The organism is Cobetia sp. 4B (genome assembly GCF_018831605.1).
GTDB lineage: Bacteria > Pseudomonadota > Gammaproteobacteria > Pseudomonadales > Halomonadaceae > Cobetia > Cobetia amphilecti.
This window is the reverse complement of sequence record NZ_CP059843.1, coordinates 347,845-364,061: the sequence shown is the minus strand read 5'-3', so window position 1 is coordinate 364,061 and position 16,217 is coordinate 347,845. Positions and strand designations below refer to the sequence as shown.

Sequence of the window (16,217 nt, the reverse complement as noted above, 5' to 3'; positions counted from 1 at the left end):
AGGTGCCACCAGGGCCTGGATCTTCTCGGACGACTCGCGTGATATCGACACCGCCTGATCACACATCGAAGCCCGCCAGATGCCGCCATTCGCCCCAGTGGATGGCGGCGTCGTAATCGAGCAGACAACGCTCGAACCAGCGCGCGCCCAACCGCCAGTCGCCGCCGCCCTCCAGCCAGGCACCGGCCAGATACTTGCGCTCGGACCACGGCAACCAGCCTTCACGTACCAGCACCTGCATGGCCTTGTCGGCCCGGGCATCGCCGGTTCGCCCTTCGCTCCAGCGCGCAAAGGCGGCGTCATTTGCGGCGTCTTCCCGCAACGCGGCGCCATACCAGGCCGCGCGAGCCTCCTCATCCTTGTCACGCAGCATGCGCTGCCAGCACTCGCGCTGCAGCACGATGGCCAGCAGCTGCTGATTGATCGCCTCATCACCCGCCTCGCGGCGGCGGGCATCCAGTACCTGCAGAATGCGGCGCGGACTGATGCAACCCAGCGCCAGCCATGCTGCCAGTGGCCATGCATCCGCCGGGCGCGCCATCGATTGCATATCGTCAAGCGTCTTCCCCGCCTCCCGCTGGGGCGCCAGCCCCGCCGGCACACCAGCGCCTTCGTCATCGGCGGAGTGCGATCGCTGATAGGACGCCCCTTCTATCGAGTCGTCATCGCCCTTGCCGGCATCTCCCTTCGCCCAGGCCTTGCCCCACAGCAAGGTCGACAGGTATGCGCGGGCGGGTTCCTCGCCGCCCTGCAGCTCCGCAAGCCTGGCAGTCGCGGGTTGCCAGGCTTGCGCCGAGCCACAGATGGCATCCAGCGGTGGGAAGCCACGCGAGGCAGAATCGGGCCACGGCGGCAGGGAATAGGGCAGCCCCTGCAAGGGTGACTGCGCCTCGCACAGCGCGCGCCACTGCTCATCGTTCAGCCCTATCGGCAAAGCCTCGTGTTGAGACAGAGCCTCGCGCTGAGGGCGTGCCTGCATGGCGCCGAGCGTTGGCGTCAGAACAGCACAAGGCGGCAGCATCAAATCCGCCACGCCAGAGTCATCGCCACCACTGGCGCGCAGCACCTGCGAGGCAAGCGCGGCGCAGGTCGCCAGGGCGTCATGATCGCCTGATGCGCCTGTGTCAGCAGAGGCTGTGCCAGCAAAACCTGTGTCAGCAGAGGCCGTATCACGCAGAGTGAGATCATTGGAGGGAGTCGCACGCTCGTCTGCGACGCGGGATGCTGCATGCGCCACGCGCAGGCGCGCCGTCTCTTCGCGGGGGAATCTGCCCGGCAGCAGGCGATCAAGCAGCGGGCCATCCAGCAGCTGGCTGTCGAAGGCGATCTGGTCAGCGGGGTGACAGTGGAGCCGGGTCGAGGCCGGCAGGCGCCGTGAGAGCTGCCGCAGGGCGCGGCTATCTTCCGGCGCGGCGGCGAGACTGACCTCCAGACACTGGACATCATGCTGGGCGACCTGTGTCAGCACTTCCTCGACGGGGTCCCCGACGCGCACCAGCAGGTCACTGCCGCGGCGCAGCAGCATGCCACGCAGATTCATCAGGCTCTGCCACAACAGGCGCAGACGCGCTGGCCCCAGGCGTGGCAAGCCATCGCTCGGCGTCAGCCAGCGACGGTCGAAGACATACATCACCAGCATCTGATGCGGGCGACGTGACAGGGGCAGCGCGAACAGCGGGTTGTCTTCCAGCCGCAGGTCGTGACGCAACCACACCAGAGAGGTTTCCGGTGCGTTGCCCGAATTCATGCTGGCGACCTCGTGCATGATGACTCCGTGGAACGTATGGCGTGCAATATTTGTACAAGAAAATCGACATCTTGTACAACACTTCACACGGTACATGTCGCGTTCCGGCGGGTCGGGCATGCGCTGGCGAGGGGTGCAAGTGCGTGATACATTCGAGAGGTTAGGTCACGTTCCATCAATGTTTTCAACAAGATCGCGCAAGTGTCTCCACTCGAACACACACTTGTCATCCAGGGGCTTCAGGAGGAATACGGCCATGCTCGCAAGACATGACATGACCGCACCAACCCGGCATATTCGCCGTCTGCCCGTTGCGGGCAGCCGGGGACGCGCTGCGGACCTCATCCCATCCTGGATGCTGGCACCCCGTGCCGTGCGACTCCCCTTCCTGACGGATCCGCCCCTTGCGACGGTAACGTCATGCCCGGAGCGATTGACGCGCTGAACCCGCGCCAGATCCTCCGTGCAGCCTGAGCCAGCCACTGCCAACCCTTGCTGCCGCGTGACGCATGTCGTGTCTCGCATGGCCCCATGAGAACGTCTTCCTGACAGAGTCTCGTGTGTCCGGCACTTCATCGCGGCAACCTGCAGTGCGCTCGCCTATTCTGTCGGCACCCAGTGTCCGAAACTCCGCCTCCCGATCTCGAAGCTGGCAGTCCGGCCCTGAGCCTGTGTCTGCGCTGCCCACGAATGACGGACTACGTACTACAACAACGACTGGAGCGAGTCTTCCATGACCCTGCTGTTGATCGTGCTATTGCCGTTACTCGGTGCCCTGGTGCCCTTGATGGCCAGAAATCTGCCCCGTGCACGCCTTGCCTGGCTGACCGCGGTGGCACCTGCCATAGCACTCGGTATCGCCGTCTTCCACCTCGGAGACGTCTTCTCGGGCATGGTGCCCCAGTTCCATCTGCCCTGGATCGCGGAGCTGGGACTCAACCTGTCGCTGCGCTTCGATGGTCTGTCGGGGCTGTTCGTGCTGCTGATTCTCGGCATTGGCCTGCTGATCATTCTCTATTCCCGCTATTACCTGTCGGGCGAGGATTCGCTGGCACGCCTCTACAGCTTCCTGATGCTGTTCATGACCGCGATGCTCGGCATCGTGATGGCAGACAACCTGCTGCTGATGTGGGTGTTCTGGGAGCTGACCAGTCTGAGCTCCTTCCTGCTGATCGGTTACTGGTACCAGCTGAGCGAGGCGCGCAAGGGTGCCCGCATGGCGCTGACCGTCACCGGTGCCGGGGGCCTGGCACTGCTGGCCGGTATCCTGGTCATCGGACATATCGTCGGCAGCTATCAGTTCGATGACGTACTGGCCGCGGCGGACCAGATCCGCTCCCACGAGCTCTATCCGGTCGCGCTGGTGCTGGTGCTGCTGGGCGCCTTCACCAAGTCGGCCCAGTTCCCGTTCCAGTTCTGGCTGCCCCATGCGATGTCGGCACCGACGCCGGTGTCCGCCTTCCTGCACTCCGCCACCATGGTCAAGGCCGGTGTCTTCCTGCTGGCGCGCATGCACCCGGTGCTCGCGGGGACAGACCTGTGGTTCTACATCGTCAGCCTGACCGGCCTGGCCACCCTGCTGTATGGCGCCTGGTTCGCGCTGATGAAGCAGGACCTCAAGGGCGTGCTGGCCTTCTCGACCATCAGTCACCTGGGCCTGATCACGCTGCTGTTCGGCTTCAACAGCCAGATGGCCGCCGTCGCGGGCCTGCTGCACATCATCAACCACGCCACCTTCAAGGCCTCGCTGTTCATGGCCGCCGGCATCGTCGATCACGAGTGCGGCACGCGTGACATCCGCAAGCTCAACGGCCTGTATCGCTACATGCCGCATACCACGGTGCTGGCGATGGTCGCCTCGGCCTCGATGGCCGGTGTGCCGCTGCTCAACGGCTTCCTGTCCAAGGAGATGTTCTTCGCCGAGAGCCTCGATGCCCAGCTGCTGGGCGGCCTGTCGTGGCTGATTCCGGCACTGGCGACCCTCGGTGGCATCCTGTCGGTGGCCTACTCGCTGCGCTTCATCCACGACGTCTTCTTCAATGGCGAGCCGAAGGATCTGCCCAAGACTCCGCATGAGCCGCCGCGCTACATGAAGCTGCCCATCGAGGTGCTGGTGCTGATCTGTCTGCTGGTCGGCATCCTGCCGTCGCTGGTGATCAAGGACCTGCTGGTCAGTGCCTCCGCCAGCGTGCTGGCCGGACCGGCACCGGACTTCAGCCTCGCCATCTGGCACGGCTTCAATCTGCCGCTGCTGATGAGCGGTATCGCGCTGGCGGGCGGCGTCGCCGTCTATGCCCTGCGCCACCACCTCTATTCCTTCCAGCGCCAGTTCCGCGCCCGCAACGCCCTGCTGGTGTTCGAGGCCAACGTGCAGCGCCTCGTCAAGCTTTCCGAGCGCAGCATGGACAGCTTCGAGAACGGCTCGCTGCAGCGCTACATGCTGTGGCTGCTGCTGACCGCGCTGCTGTTCGTCGGCATCGGGCTGCTGGCCGTGCCGCAACTGGGCGGGGAGCTTGAGCAACAGCCCTTCGATGGCATGCTGCTGACCGGCGCCGTGATCACCGGCCTGGCCGGCCTCGGCACCGCGATCACCCACCGCAAGCGTCTGATCTCGCTACTGATGCTGTCCGTGGTCGGCCTGATGACCTCGCTGGCCTTCGCGCGCTTCGCCGCACCGGACCTGGCACTGACCCAGCTGGCGGTCGAGGTGGTGACGATGATCCTGCTGATGCTGGCGCTGTTCTTCCTGCCCCAGCGCACGCCCAAGGAATCCAGCGCACGCCGCATCATGCGCGACGTGCTGCTGGCCAGTGCCTTCGGCGTGGTGGTGGCGAGCCTCAACTTCGCCATCCTGACCCGCCCGGTGGAGTCGATCTCCGACTTCTTCATGGCCAATGCGGTCTCCGGTGGCGGTGGCCATAACGTGGTCAACGTGATTCTGGTCGACTTCCGTGGCTTTGATACGCTGGGTGAGATCACCGTACTGGGCATCGCGGGTCTGGCGATCTTCAAGCTGCTCAACCGTCTGCGCCTGTTCATGCCGTCCAGTGATCTGGATGGACGTGGCTGGTCGCCGGATCGCCATCCGATGATCCTGGCCACCGTCTCCCAGACGCTGCTGCCGCTGGCTCTGCTGGTCTCGGTCTACATCTTCCTGCGTGGCCACAATGCGCCGGGCGGCGGCTTCATCGCCGGTCTGGTGACGGCGGTCGCCATCATCCTGCTCTACATCGCGCGTGGCGTGGACTGGACGCAGCGCTGGCTGCGCTTCCCCTATCAGCCCGTCGCGGCGGCCGGGGTGTTGATCGCCGGCCTGACCGGCGCCGGCAGCTGGGTGTTCGGCTATCCGTTCCTGACATCCTCCTTCGGCCACTTCACCCTGCCCGTCATCGGGGAAATCGAGCTGGCCACCGCGCTGCTGTTCGACCTCGGCGTCTACCTGACCGTGGTCGGCGCGACCCTGATGATTCTCGCCAATCTGGGCAAGCTGACGACTCCGCATCGCCCGACCAAGGAGAAGATGTGATGGAAGCCCTCTACGCCACTACCACCGGCCTGCTGGCCGCCTGCGGTGTCTACCTCACCCTGCGCGGCCGCACCTTCCCCGTCGTGGTCGGCCTGACGCTGCTGTCCTACGCCGTCAACCTGTTCCTGTTCTCCATGGGTGGCCTTGCGATGCACGGCAATCCAGCCGTGGTCGGTGCCGGCTCACCAGCAGCTGACCCGCTGCCCCAGGCGCTGGTGCTGACCGCCATCGTGATCGGCTTCGCCATGACGGCCTTCGTGGTCATTCTGGCGATGCGCGCGCGCGGCGACCTGGGCAGCGACCACGTCAACGGCAATCGCCTGGATGATTCGAAAGAGAAAGAGGACACCAAGTGATGCTGCAACACCTGATTGTCCTTCCGATTGTCCTGCCGCTGCTGGTAGGGGCGGGCCTGCTGCTGAGTCGTGCCACCTCACCGACCCTGCGCCGCACGGTCAGCCTGGTGGCCCAGGCATTGATGGTGGCCATCGCCATCGCGCTGGTGGTGCAGGCCGGTGATGGCACCATCCGCTACTACGCGCTGGGCGACTGGCAGCCGCCGTTCGGGATCGTGCTGGTGCTGGACCGCCTGTCGGCGACCATGGTGCTGCTCAGCTCGCTACTGGGCCTGCTGGCCTGTCTGTATGCCACGGCGGGCATCGATGAGACCGGCTCCAACTTCCATGGTCTGTTCCTGCTGCAGCTGATGGGCATCAACGGCGCCTTCCTGACCGGCGACCTGTTCAACCTGTTCGTGTTCTTCGAGGTGCTGTTGATCGCCTCCTACGCCCTGCTGCTGCATGGCGGCAGCAAGGCACGCACGCTGTCGGCGCTGCACTATGTGGTGCTGAACCTGATGGGCTCGGCGTTCTTCCTGATCGCGCTGGGTATCCTGTATGGCGTGACCGGCACGCTGAACATGGCCGACATGGCGGTCATCGTCACTACGCTGGACCCGGGCCGTGCCGGCCTGATGGAAGCCGGCGGCCTGCTGTTGCTGGTGGTGTTCGGCCTCAAGGCGGCGATGCTGCCGCTGTACTTCTGGCTGCCACGCGCCTATGCCGCGGCCTCGGCGCCGGTGGCGGCGCTGTTCGCGATCATGACCAAGGTCGGCATCTATTCCATCCTGCGCGTCTACTCGCTGATCTTCACCGACAACGCTGGCGCACTGGCGGACCTCGGTCGTGACTGGCTGTGGTGGGCGGGACTCGCCACCCTGGTGGTGGCGATGCTGGGCGTGCTCTCGGCGCGTGATCTGCGCACCCTGGTGGCCTATCTGGTGATGGTGTCGGTGGGCACGCTGCTGACGGCGCTGGGCATGAACACGATCGAGGCAGACAGCGCGCTGCTGTTCTACCTGATCCACTCGACGCTGGTCACCGGCGGGCTCTTCCTGCTGGTCGACGTGGTCGCCGGTCAGCGCGGCAAGGCCGGGGCACGCATCGTGCGCTCGCGCCCGCTGCTGCAGGCAGGCCTGCTGGGCGGCCTCTTCCTGATCGGCACCGCAGCCGCCGCCGGGCTGCCGCCGTTCTCGGGCGCCATCGGCAAGGCGCTGATTCTCGCCTCGGCGACACCGGAGCAGCAGATCTGGCTGTGGCCGCTGCTGCTGCTGGCCGGTCTGTGCTCGCTGGTCGCCTGCTCACGCGCCGGTTCCAGCGTGTTCTGGCGCACCAGCAAGGCCGAGCCCAGCGGCGAGCGCATCGGCGTAGCCCGTGGCATCGCCACTGGCGGGCTGATCTCGGCCGCGCTGATGCTGGTCATCTTCGCGGGGCCGCTGGCGAACTGGACCAAGGCCACCGCCGAGCAGCTGTCCAACCCGGCCCCCTATCTTGAATCCTTGCTCGGCAAGGACGCGGCACCCGAAACCGCACCGCCGCTGAAGGGAGATGTCTCATGATCAAGCCTCGTTCCCGTCTCTTGCCCACGCCGATGCTGTCGGTGCTGCTGCTGATCGTCTGGCTGATGCTGCAGAACAGCGTCGCGCCCGGTCAGATCCTGCTCGGGGCAGTGCTGGCCATCGCGATTCCCATCCTGACCTACCGCTTCTGGGAGCCGCAGCCCGACCTCCAGAAGCCCTGGCGGCTGATCAGCTATTTCCTGCGCGTGATCATGGACATCATCATCGCCAACCTGCAGGTGTCCTACCTGATCCTCAATCCGCGCGCCAAGTTCCGTCCGGCCTTCGTGCGCTATCCGCTGGAGCTTGAGGAGAAGTTCCCGATCACCCTGCTGTCGAGCACCATCACGCTGACGCCGGGCACGGTCTCGGCCTATCTGACGCTGGATGGCCGCCATCTGATCATCCACGCGCTGGATGTCGAGGATGAGCAGGAATTGATCGACGAGATCCGCCAGCGCTACGAGCGTCCGCTCAAGGAGATCTTCGAATGCTAGACATCGCCCTGTGGATCAGCATCGCGCTGTTCGCCGCCTCGCTGGTGCTCAACGTCTTCCGGCTCGCCATCGGGCCGGACCTGCCGGACCGCATTCTGGCGGTGGACACCATGTACGTGAACTCCATCGCCCTGATCGTGCTGTTCGGCATCCAGCTCAACAGCAAGTCCTACTTCGAGGCGGCGCTGTTGATCGCCATGCTCGGTTTCGTCAGCACCGTGGCAGTCTGCAAGTACCTGCTGCGCGGCGACATCATCGAATGACCTGAGCGGAGACTCCCCATGCCCACCTGGTTCTATCCTGTCCTCGAAGGCGTGATCGCCTTCTTCCTGGTTGCCGGCGGCCTGTTTGCCTTCATCGGCTCTCTGGGACTGACGCACCTCAAGGACTTCTACATGCGCCTGCATGGCCCCAGCAAGACCACCACGCTGGGGGTCGGCTGCGTGCTGATGGCGTCGATGATCTACTTCCGCGCCACCACCGGCCACTTCAGCTTTCAGGAAATGCTGGTGTCCATCTTCCTGTTCATCACCGCCCCCGTGACCGCTCACCTGCTGTCCAAGGCGGCGCTGCACCAGAAGCTGGTGGCGGACAGCCGCACACGCAACGTGCCGGAGCGACTCGAAGTCGCCGAGGAGCCGGACGAGGTCAACGCCGAGGCCAGCGAATCCCGCCTGCCGTGATCGTCACTCGGCTCTCGGCTCTCGGCTCTCGGCTCTCGCCAGGCAGGCTCTCACCATCCTGGCTCTGAGCCACGAGCGCTGATTCGCAGGAGCGGATTCACGAACAGCAGGCCAGCAACATGAAAACGCCCCACCAGTGATGACTGGTGGGGCGTTTTCATTTCTCGGGCAATGGCAGTATGACGGGCTTGCTCGTTACCAGCCCTGAGTATGCTGGCGACACAGCGCCTCGAGCAGGTCGATATGGTCACTGCGGTCATTGAGCGCCGGAATGTAGCGGAAGTCGCCACCACCGGATTCGGTGAAGTAGCCGCGGTTCTCTTCCTCCAGCTCTTCCAGCGTCTCGAGACAGTCAGCCGCGAAGGCCGGCGAGATGACATCGACGCTTTCCAGCCCTTCACCGCCCCACGCCTTCAGCGTTTCATCGGTGTACGGCTTGAGCCACTCGGCCTTGCCGAAGCGTGACTGATAGGTCATCGCCCACTCATCGTCACCAAGCCCCAGCGCCTCGGCCAGCAACTGGCTGGTGCGCTCGCATTGCGTCGGGTAGGGGTCACCTGCGGTGGCATAGCGCTTGGGAATGCCGTGATAGCTCATCAGCAGGCGCTTGCCACGCCGGCCTTCCTTCTCCCAGTGCTCACGCACGCCGGTGGCCAGCGCCGCGATGTAATCCGGGTGGTCGTGATAGTCGCGCACGAAACGCAGCTCCGGCAGATGCGGGCACGGCTTGAGCGCACGCGCCAGGCGATCGAAGACCGCGGCAGTGGTCGTGCGCGAAAACTGCGGATAGAGCGGCAGGATCAGCATGCGGTCGGCACCGCGGCTGGCGAGCTTGCGCCCCACCTCTTCCATGGTCGGCTTGCCGTAGGTCATCGCCAGCTCGACGGGAATGTCCTCGCCCAGCGACTCGGCCAGGCGTGCTTCCAGCGCGGCGCGCTGACGCTTGCCGATCGCCATCAGCGGCGAGCCGTCTTCCGTCCACACCGAGGCGTAGGCCTCGGCCACCTTCTTGGGACGCGTCGTCAACACCAGGCCATGCAGAATCGGCAGCCAGAGCAGACGCGGCAGGTCGATCACGCGCACATCACCAAGAAACTCCGCGAGGTAACGGCGCACCGCCTTGGGGGTCGGGGCATCGGGGGTGCCGAGATTGACCAGCATGACGCCAAAACGCGGGGTACTCATGGATGATGGACTCCTGACTAGGGGCAAGAAGAGAGGTGAAGCGGCAGCGCAGCCACTTTCACCGCAGCGCAGCCACCTTCACCGACAGCGCAGCCATATTACCAGCTCGCCCTGTGCGTGAGGGATGAAGTTATACTATCATCACGATTTGTATAGCTTTAAGACAATTATTGTCACAACCCTTCCGGAGTCATCGTGCCCGAACCCTCCACTCTGCAACTTGCCACTCGTCACGACTTCGCGCGGCCACTGGTGCTGATCCTCGGCGACCAGCTCAGCCATGAGCTGGCAAGCCTCAAGCAGGCACCCGCCGACAGCGTGATCGCCTTCTGCGAGGTCGAGGAGGAAGGCCGCTACGTGCCGCACCACCCGCACAAGATCGCGATGATGCTGGCCGCGATGCGCCATCACGCCCAGGAACTCAGGGAGTGTGGCTGGCAGGTACATGAAAGCCGACTGGAGGACCCGGACAACCTCCAGCGTCTGGCCAGCGAGGCAGAGCGTCTCGCCCTGTATCAGTGTGATGGCGTGCTGGTGACCCGCCCCGGCGAGTGGCGTCTGCTGGACGACTTTCTGGCGCGGCGCGAGGCCGGCAGCGTGCGTTGGGAAGTCCTCGAGGACACACGCTTCTTCACCACGCCGGCAGCCTTCTCCGGCTGGGCCGAGGGCCGCAAGCAACTGCGCATGGAGTACTTCTATCGCGAGCAACGCCGTGACACCGACCTGTTGATGGAAGGCAGCGAACCCGCCGGCGGCAAGTTCAACCACGACCACGACAACCGCGAACCGATTCCAGACGACTTCCACGCCCCACCGCCGCCGGTGCATGCCCATCACGCGGATGCGACCACCCGCGAGGTGCTGACGCTGGTCGCGGCGCGCTTCGGGGAGCAGGCCAGTGACGAGGAGCGCCACTTCGGCAGCCTCGAGAACTTCAACTGGGCCGTCACCCGCGCCCAGGCCCGCTCTGACCTCGCGCATTTTCTCGATCACTGCCTGGCAGACTTCGGTCGCTATCAGGATGCCATCGAGGACAGCGACCCGTTCCTGTTCCATTCACGCCTGTCTGCCGCGCTCAATATCGGGCTCTTGAGCCCGCAGGAGGTCTGCAACGCCGTGGACGCCGCCTGGCGGCGTGGCGATGTACCGATCAACTCGGCGGAGGGGTTCATTCGTCAGATACTCGGCTGGCGCGAATATGTGCGCGGCATCTACTGGACGCGCATGCCCGGCTACAAGCGCGAGAACCGGCTGGAAGCCAGCCGCAACCTGCCGGAATTCTTCTGGACGGGGGACAGCGGCATGCGCTGTCTGGATCAGGCCATCGCCAGCACCCGCGAGCATGCCTACGCCCACCATATTCGTCGCCTGATGGTCACGGGCAACTTCGCGCTGCTGTGCGGCGTGAAGCCCGAGGCGCTATGCGACTGGTATCTGGCGGTGTATGTGGACGCCTGTGAGTGGGTCGAGCTGCCCAATACGCTGGGCATGGTGCTACATGCCGATGGCGGTCTGATGGGCTCCAAGCCTTACTGCGCTTCGGGAAAATACATCGACCGCATGTCCAATCACTGTGCCAGCTGCCAGTACTCGCCGAAGAAGGTCACCGGCCCGCGTGCCTGCCCGTTCAACAGCCTCTACTGGCACTTCATCGAGCGCCATCGCGAGGCATTGTCACGCAATCCGCGCATGTCACTGGTCTACGGCAGCTGGCGACGCATGAAGGACGACAAGCGCGAAGCCCTGCTGCAACAGGCCGACGCCTTTCTGGCTCGCCTCGACAGCGCCGCGGACTATGGCAGTGATGCCCATCGCGCCGGTTACTACGCCGCACCCTCCAGTCTCACGACCGACAAGGAATCCTCATGAGTCGCATCTGGCAAGCCAGCGCACCGGTCACGCTCTACCACGATGGCAAGTGCCCCCTGTGCCAGCGCGAGGTCGCCTGGCTGGCCAGGCATCCCGGGCGGGAGCGGGTCAGAACGGTGGATATCCGTGCATCAGATTTCTCGCCTCAGGCGCTGGGCTTGAGCTTTGAGACCATGATGGGGCGCCTGCATGTGCAGGACGCACGCGGGGAGTGGTATGTCGGCATGGATGCCAGCCGAGCACTCTATGCGGTACTCGGCTATCGGCGCCTGGTGCGCCTGTCGCTGCTGCCGGGCCTGCGCCCGCTGCTGGACATGAGTTACCGCTTCTTCGCCCGCCATCGCGAGCGCATTGGCCGCTGGGTGCCTCAAAAGCACACCTGAGCAAGAAGGCGCGGACTCAGAAGCTCAACGGGATACGCGAGCTCAAGGGTTGATGGTACTGCGGCGGGCGGCCGATCATCTCATCATTGGCGACCTGCGAGACCAGCCACGCCCGTGACATCCCGCCCCGCTTGAGTTCGCTGTAGACATCCTCCAGCGAGCGGAACAGCATCGGCTTGCCGCGCTTCATCAGCAGCTCACTGCGCTCCTCCTCTTCCTCGCCGGCGGCTTCCAGCACCAGCTGGACCTGATAGAAACGACTGGCGGCATGACTGATCACGCGCGCCTCCAGTGCAGGGTATTCGGCCATCAAGGATTGCAGATTGCTGGTAAAGATGGCGGACGGCGTGAAGATGCTGGCGGTTCTGGACATGTAAAGACTCCTGCGCATCCAGGGGACTGCGCATGGTAAGGCCGTAAGACGACGACGTGGTACAAGGATAGCCTGTGAAAACAGGGGCTGGGCGACTCAGGCTCCCAGCAGCCCGACACTTCAGGATGAACTTCAAGGCTTCACGCCAGACTGATGGCCAGCGATGACAGTCATGGGGCAGGCGGATGACGATTGAGTGACTCGCAGGCGGAGATCACTGCACTGGTGAGGCACACGCCTCGATGACACGCCCGGAGTCCCGCGCCTTGGCCTCGCTCTTGAGCTCGCTCCAGCGCGCGGCGATCCGGGCAGTCTCGCACCCGGCAAGGCCATGCAGCGCTACCAGTGACAGTCGCGTCAGCGGGAAGAAGCGCGTGGTGCCGAAGCGGTCGTGGCCCTGAAAGCCACCCGCTGCCAGCACATCGGCCGGATACAGGCTGGCGACCGCATGCTGGAATGCCGACTGCAGGCCAGCCAGACGTTGCTCGAGCGCTGTCAGGCGCAGTGCCCGGTGAGATTCGGTCATGCACAGCGTCATCACGAAATCATCGCCGCCGACATGGCCGAGAAAGTCACCCTCCTGCAGCGCATCGCGCAATACCGTCGCCAGCGCCAGCAGCATGCGGTCGCCCTGCGCGTGGCCGAAGCGGTCATTGAAGGGCTTGAAGTTGTCGAGATCCAGATAGATCGCGGTCCACTCGGCACTGCGCGCGTTGCTGTTCTCGCCCAAGTCCTCGCCCAAGCCCGCGCCCTCGCCAGCCACGCACTCGAGCAACTGACGCTCGATTGGCCCATTGCCCGGCAGGCGCGTCAGTGGGTTGGCCTCCTCGGCGCTCGCCACCTGTAGCTCCGTGATGATGCGCAGCAGATCCAGGGTGCGCCCCAGCCCCTGATAACGCCCGCCCCGCGTGATGATGAAGTCCTCATCGCGATCGCTGCCTTCGCGGCCTGTCACCTTGGCCGAGACGCGCTCCAGCGTCTCATCCGCCTCGACGCGCAGCGGACTGGACTGCATGACCTCATGGATCAAGCGTCGCGCATGCAGTTCCGGCCCGAAACGCTGGCTCAGCAGCCCCAGCAGGCGATGGCGGATGATCAGACCCACCGGTCGTTGTTGCTCGTCCACCACGGCCAGCGACATCACCTCCTGCTCGGCATGCAGACGCTGGGCGACCTCATTGACGGTGACATCCTGCTGCACTGGCGTCACGGCGCGCGCCAGACTGCCGATGCTGCGGCCAGGCGGCGGGCGCTGTTGCAGCCTGCGACTCAGCTGGCGCAGATGCCGGTCGAGTGCAGCGCGCTGGCCAAGCGGGTCGGCCTCGGCTGGCGCGAACAACCAGCCCTGCAGGTAGTCGGCCCCCAGCTGGCGCACGCACTCCATTTCCGCCTCATGCTCGATGCCCTCGGCGATCACCTGACTGCCACTGCCGTGGGCGATATCGATGATCGAGCGCACGAAGCGCCGCTTGAGCGGGTCGGCATGGATGCCACTGATGAAGTGACGGTCGATCTTGACGAAGTCCGGCTGCACCGACGACCACAGCTTGAGGCTGGCATAACCCTCCCCGAGGTCATCCAGCGCGATGGCGAAGCCCATCGATTGATAATGGCTGACGGCTTCCCGCATCAGCGCCGAATCCAGCCCCGGCGTCTGCTCGGTCAGCTCGATCACCACCTGATGCGGACGCAGGCCGAAGCGCCGCAGCAGGCGACGAGTCAGGCCGGGCGAGTGGGCGCCATCCAGCAGCACATCGGGAGACACGTTGATGAACAGCCGCTCCGTCAGGCCCAGCGTCGACCACTGCTCGAGCGCACGCTCGCGACACAGGCTGTCGAGCTCCACCAGTCGGCCGTGCTCCCGCGCCGCCGAGAACATCGTCAGCGGTGAGGCCAGCGGCCCCGCGGCACTCCCGCGCGCCAGCGCCTCATAGGCGAAGACCTCACGGCCATTGGACGACACGATGGGCTGGAAATGCATGCTCACCTGGCGCAGACGCAACAACGCCTCCAGTGCATGACGGGATTCGACGACAGGCTGGCCATGAGCGGCTTGCAGGGACGGGGATGGGAGCATGTCAGAATCTGAACATGCTGATATGACAGAGGGATGACAAAGGTGACGCGCGGCGCATGAGGCGCCTCATCCGACAGAGGGGATGCCAGACGTCAGATCGACTATCTCGATGTACCGACTATCTCGATCAAAGCAGGATCACGCCATGCCGACCTGGCAGCCGGCATGGCGTGATCCTCATGCGCCAGAGTGGCGCTTACAGCGAGTTGGGGTCGATGGCCTTGCCGAGGGAGTTGCGGTCGATCCACTTGCCCGCCTTGGTCTCCTTGTAACGGAAGACGACCATATCACCGGCTACCACCGGCACTTCGCTGTCTTCGGTCTGGTAGCTGTAGCTCTCACCTTCCACGACCAGCGTGAAGCGGTAGAGGTCCGGCATGCCCAGCCATTCCTTGAAGGGCCCTTCACGCTCCAGGCTCTCCAGCGTGCCGCGGCCCTGCAGCTTGGGGGTACGTGCGCGTCCGCGCCCAAATCCACCTGCCATGCTATCTCCTCCCCGTCAGTGCGGGTCTTGCGAGGCAACGGCGATGCCGCCGCCCGGGTACATGATTGACGCGCGTACGCATCACGTTATTCAGCGAAGGCCTGGCCATAACTGTCGGGCGCCAGGTCCTCGAAACGGGTGTACTTGCCGATGAAGGCCATGTGAACGGTACCGATGGGGCCGTTACGCTGCTTGCCGATGATCAGCTCGGCCAGCCCCTTGTTGTCGGGATTGTCCTTGTTGTAGACCTCATCACGGTAGACGAAGGCGATGACATCGGCATCCTGCTCGATGGCGCCGGATTCACGCAGATCCGACATCACCGGACGCTTGTTGGGGCGCTGCTCAAGCGAGCGGTTCAGCTGCGAGAGCGCCACGACCGGGCAGGCGAATTCCTTGGCCAGGCCCTTCAGCGAGCGCGAGATCTCGGAGATCTCGGCGGTACGGTTCTCGGAAAGCCCCGGCACCTGCATCAGCTGAAGGTAATCGATCATGATCAGGCCGATGCCGCCATGCTCACGCGCCATGCGTCGACAGCGCGAGCGCATCTCGTTGGGCGACAGCGCCGCGGTGTCATCGACGAACAGCTGCTTGTCCTTGAGCAGGTTGACCGCCGAGGTCAGACGCGGCCAGTCCTCGTCTTCCAGCTGGCCGGTACGCACCTTGGTCTGATCGATGCGGCCCAGCGAGGAGATCATGCGCAACATCAGCGATTCGGCGGGCATCTCCATCGAGAATACGGCGACCGGCTTGTCGCCGGAGACCACGGCATGCTCGACCAGGTTCATGGCGAAGGTGGTCTTGCCCATCGAGGGACGGCCGGCAATGATCACCAGGTCCGACGGCTGCAGGCCGGAGGTCATGTCATCGAGATCACGGAAGCCGGTCGACAGGCCCGTCATCTGGCCCTTGAGATTGAACAGCTCATCGATGCGGTCCACCGCGCCGGTCAGCAGCTGACTCATGCCCTTGGGGCCGCCGCTCTTGGGCCGCGACTCGCTGATCTGGAACACCAGGCGCTCGGCCTCGTTGACCAGCTCATCGGCATCACGGCCCTGCGGGCTGAAGGAGCTCTCGGCGATCTGGTTGGCCGCCTGGATGAGCTTGCGCAGCGTGGCGCGCTCGCGAACGATGTCGGCATAGGCCTTGATGTTGCTGGCCGAGGGCGTGTTGCGCGCAAGCTCGGCGAGGGTCGCCAGCCCGCCGACCGACTCGAGCTGGTCACGACTTTCCAGCAGCTCGGACAGCGTCACCACATCCAGCGGGCGGCTGCCGCCGACCAGCTGAGACATGGCGTTGTAGATGAGACGATGCTCATAGCGATAGAAGTCGTCGGCCACCAGCCGCTCGGAGACGGTATCCCAGGCGCTGTTGTCCAGCATCAAGCCGCCAAGCACCGACTGCTCGGCCTCCAGCGAATTGGGCGGCACCTTGAGCGCTGCCGTCTCGCGATCCTGATCCTGAATCTCGCTCATGCCTGGCTGACTCCTGCTGAT

Annotated in this window: 14 protein-coding genes; 8 read left to right on the top strand and 6 right to left on the bottom strand. The window is 64.7% G+C overall.

Going from position 1 to position 16,217, the window contains the following annotated elements:
• Positions 1-58: 58 nt before the first annotated feature.
• On the bottom strand, positions 59-1,765 hold the full coding sequence (locus H2O77_RS01660) for a deoxyribodipyrimidine photo-lyase (RefSeq protein ID WP_215823760.1): 1,707 nt from the start codon (positions 1,763-1,765) through the stop codon (positions 59-61).
• A 715-nt stretch (positions 1,766-2,480) separates the two neighbouring features.
• Here H2O77_RS01660 and H2O77_RS01655 point away from each other — a divergent pair.
• The 6 genes from H2O77_RS01655 to H2O77_RS01630 are packed head-to-tail and all read left to right on the top strand — an operon-like array spanning position 2,481 to position 8,350.
• Entirely contained in the window at positions 2,481-5,273 is a 2,793-nt protein-coding gene (locus tag H2O77_RS01655) for a monovalent cation/H+ antiporter subunit A (RefSeq protein WP_215823759.1), read from the top strand.
• Entirely contained in the window at positions 5,273-5,629 is a 357-nt protein-coding gene (locus H2O77_RS01650; RefSeq protein ID WP_043334740.1) for a Na+/H+ antiporter subunit C, read from the top strand. The genes H2O77_RS01655 and H2O77_RS01650 overlap by 1 nt, the downstream gene beginning before the upstream one ends.
• Positions 5,629-7,170, top strand: coding sequence for a monovalent cation/H+ antiporter subunit D (locus H2O77_RS01645; RefSeq protein WP_052384719.1), 1,542 nt, complete (start codon positions 5,629-5,631; stop codon positions 7,168-7,170). Before H2O77_RS01650 ends, H2O77_RS01645 begins: the two co-directional genes overlap by 1 nt.
• Positions 7,167-7,667 (top strand): Na+/H+ antiporter subunit E, encoded by a 501-nt coding sequence (locus H2O77_RS01640; RefSeq protein WP_043334742.1) that lies wholly within the window; start codon positions 7,167-7,169, stop codon positions 7,665-7,667. Before H2O77_RS01645 ends, H2O77_RS01640 begins: the two co-directional genes overlap by 4 nt.
• Positions 7,661-7,930 (top strand): K+/H+ antiporter subunit F, encoded by a 270-nt coding sequence (locus H2O77_RS01635; protein WP_043334744.1) that lies wholly within the window; start codon positions 7,661-7,663, stop codon positions 7,928-7,930. The genes H2O77_RS01640 and H2O77_RS01635 overlap by 7 nt, the downstream gene beginning before the upstream one ends.
• An 18-nt stretch (positions 7,931-7,948) precedes the next feature.
• Positions 7,949-8,350 carry a Na+/H+ antiporter subunit G gene (locus tag H2O77_RS01630; protein ID WP_054555276.1) on the top strand — a complete coding sequence of 134 codons (402 nt, stop codon included), beginning with the start codon at positions 7,949-7,951 and terminating at the stop codon, positions 8,348-8,350.
• Between the two features lie 195 nt (positions 8,351-8,545).
• Here the strand turns inward: H2O77_RS01630 and hemH are convergent, their stop codons facing one another.
• Positions 8,546-9,535, bottom strand: coding sequence for a ferrochelatase (gene hemH / locus H2O77_RS01625; RefSeq protein WP_215823758.1), 990 nt, complete (start codon positions 9,533-9,535; stop codon positions 8,546-8,548).
• A gap of 195 nt (positions 9,536-9,730) precedes the next feature.
• Between hemH and H2O77_RS01620 the strand changes: the two genes are divergently transcribed.
• Together H2O77_RS01620 and H2O77_RS01615 are read left to right on the top strand one after the other, a co-directional pair.
• Complete coding sequence (locus H2O77_RS01620; protein WP_240548673.1) at positions 9,731-11,404, top strand: cryptochrome/photolyase family protein; 1,674 nt, start codon at positions 9,731-9,733, stop codon at positions 11,402-11,404.
• Positions 11,401-11,787: a DUF393 domain-containing protein gene (locus tag H2O77_RS01615; RefSeq protein ID WP_215823757.1), complete on the top strand. Its 387-nt coding sequence runs from the start codon at positions 11,401-11,403 to the stop codon at positions 11,785-11,787. The genes H2O77_RS01620 and H2O77_RS01615 overlap by 4 nt, the downstream gene beginning before the upstream one ends.
• A gap of 16 nt (positions 11,788-11,803) precedes the next feature.
• Here H2O77_RS01615 and H2O77_RS01610 read toward each other — a convergent pair whose 3' ends face one another.
• The 4 genes from H2O77_RS01610 to dnaB form a co-directional block, all read right to left on the bottom strand.
• Entirely contained in the window at positions 11,804-12,160 is a 357-nt protein-coding gene (locus tag H2O77_RS01610; protein WP_225347494.1) for a DUF6482 family protein, read from the bottom strand.
• A gap of 214 nt (positions 12,161-12,374) precedes the next feature.
• A complete protein-coding gene (locus H2O77_RS01605; RefSeq protein WP_215823756.1) occupies positions 12,375-14,237 on the bottom strand; it encodes a bifunctional diguanylate cyclase/phosphodiesterase in 1,863 nt (620 codons plus the stop codon).
• 196 nt (positions 14,238-14,433) lie between these two features.
• Positions 14,434-14,721 (bottom strand): hypothetical protein, encoded by a 288-nt coding sequence (locus H2O77_RS01600; RefSeq protein ID WP_043334752.1) that lies wholly within the window; start codon positions 14,719-14,721, stop codon positions 14,434-14,436.
• Between the two features lie 86 nt (positions 14,722-14,807).
• Positions 14,808-16,196: a replicative DNA helicase gene (gene dnaB, locus H2O77_RS01595; protein ID WP_165873876.1), complete on the bottom strand. Its 1,389-nt coding sequence runs from the start codon at positions 16,194-16,196 to the stop codon at positions 14,808-14,810.
• Positions 16,197-16,217: the final 21 nt, after the last annotated feature.

Excerpts from the sequence above, each read along its gene's own strand:
- H2O77_RS01660 (WP_215823760.1), bottom strand. The coding sequence starts at position 1,765 with ATGCACGAGGTCGCCAGCATGAATTCGGGCAACGCACCGGAAACCTCT.
- H2O77_RS01655 (WP_215823759.1), top strand. The coding sequence starts at position 2,481 with ATGACCCTGCTGTTGATCGTGCTATTGCCGTTACTCGGTGCCCTGGTG.
- H2O77_RS01650 (WP_043334740.1), top strand. The coding sequence starts at position 5,273 with ATGGAAGCCCTCTACGCCACTACCACCGGCCTGCTGGCCGCCTGCGGT.
- H2O77_RS01645 (WP_052384719.1), top strand. The coding sequence starts at position 5,629 with ATGCTGCAACACCTGATTGTCCTTCCGATTGTCCTGCCGCTGCTGGTA.
- H2O77_RS01640 (WP_043334742.1), top strand. The coding sequence starts at position 7,167 with ATGATCAAGCCTCGTTCCCGTCTCTTGCCCACGCCGATGCTGTCGGTG.
- H2O77_RS01635 (WP_043334744.1), top strand. The coding sequence starts at position 7,661 with ATGCTAGACATCGCCCTGTGGATCAGCATCGCGCTGTTCGCCGCCTCG.
- H2O77_RS01630 (WP_054555276.1), top strand. The coding sequence starts at position 7,949 with ATGCCCACCTGGTTCTATCCTGTCCTCGAAGGCGTGATCGCCTTCTTC.
- hemH (WP_215823758.1), bottom strand. The coding sequence starts at position 9,535 with ATGAGTACCCCGCGTTTTGGCGTCATGCTGGTCAATCTCGGCACCCCC.
- H2O77_RS01615 (WP_215823757.1), top strand. The coding sequence starts at position 11,401 with ATGAGTCGCATCTGGCAAGCCAGCGCACCGGTCACGCTCTACCACGAT.
- H2O77_RS01610 (WP_225347494.1), bottom strand. The coding sequence starts at position 12,160 with ATGTCCAGAACCGCCAGCATCTTCACGCCGTCCGCCATCTTTACCAGC.
- H2O77_RS01605 (WP_215823756.1), bottom strand. The coding sequence starts at position 14,237 with ATGCTCCCATCCCCGTCCCTGCAAGCCGCTCATGGCCAGCCTGTCGTC.
- H2O77_RS01600 (WP_043334752.1), bottom strand. The coding sequence starts at position 14,721 with ATGGCAGGTGGATTTGGGCGCGGACGCGCACGTACCCCCAAGCTGCAG.
- dnaB (WP_165873876.1), bottom strand. The coding sequence starts at position 16,196 with ATGAGCGAGATTCAGGATCAGGATCGCGAGACGGCAGCGCTCAAGGTG.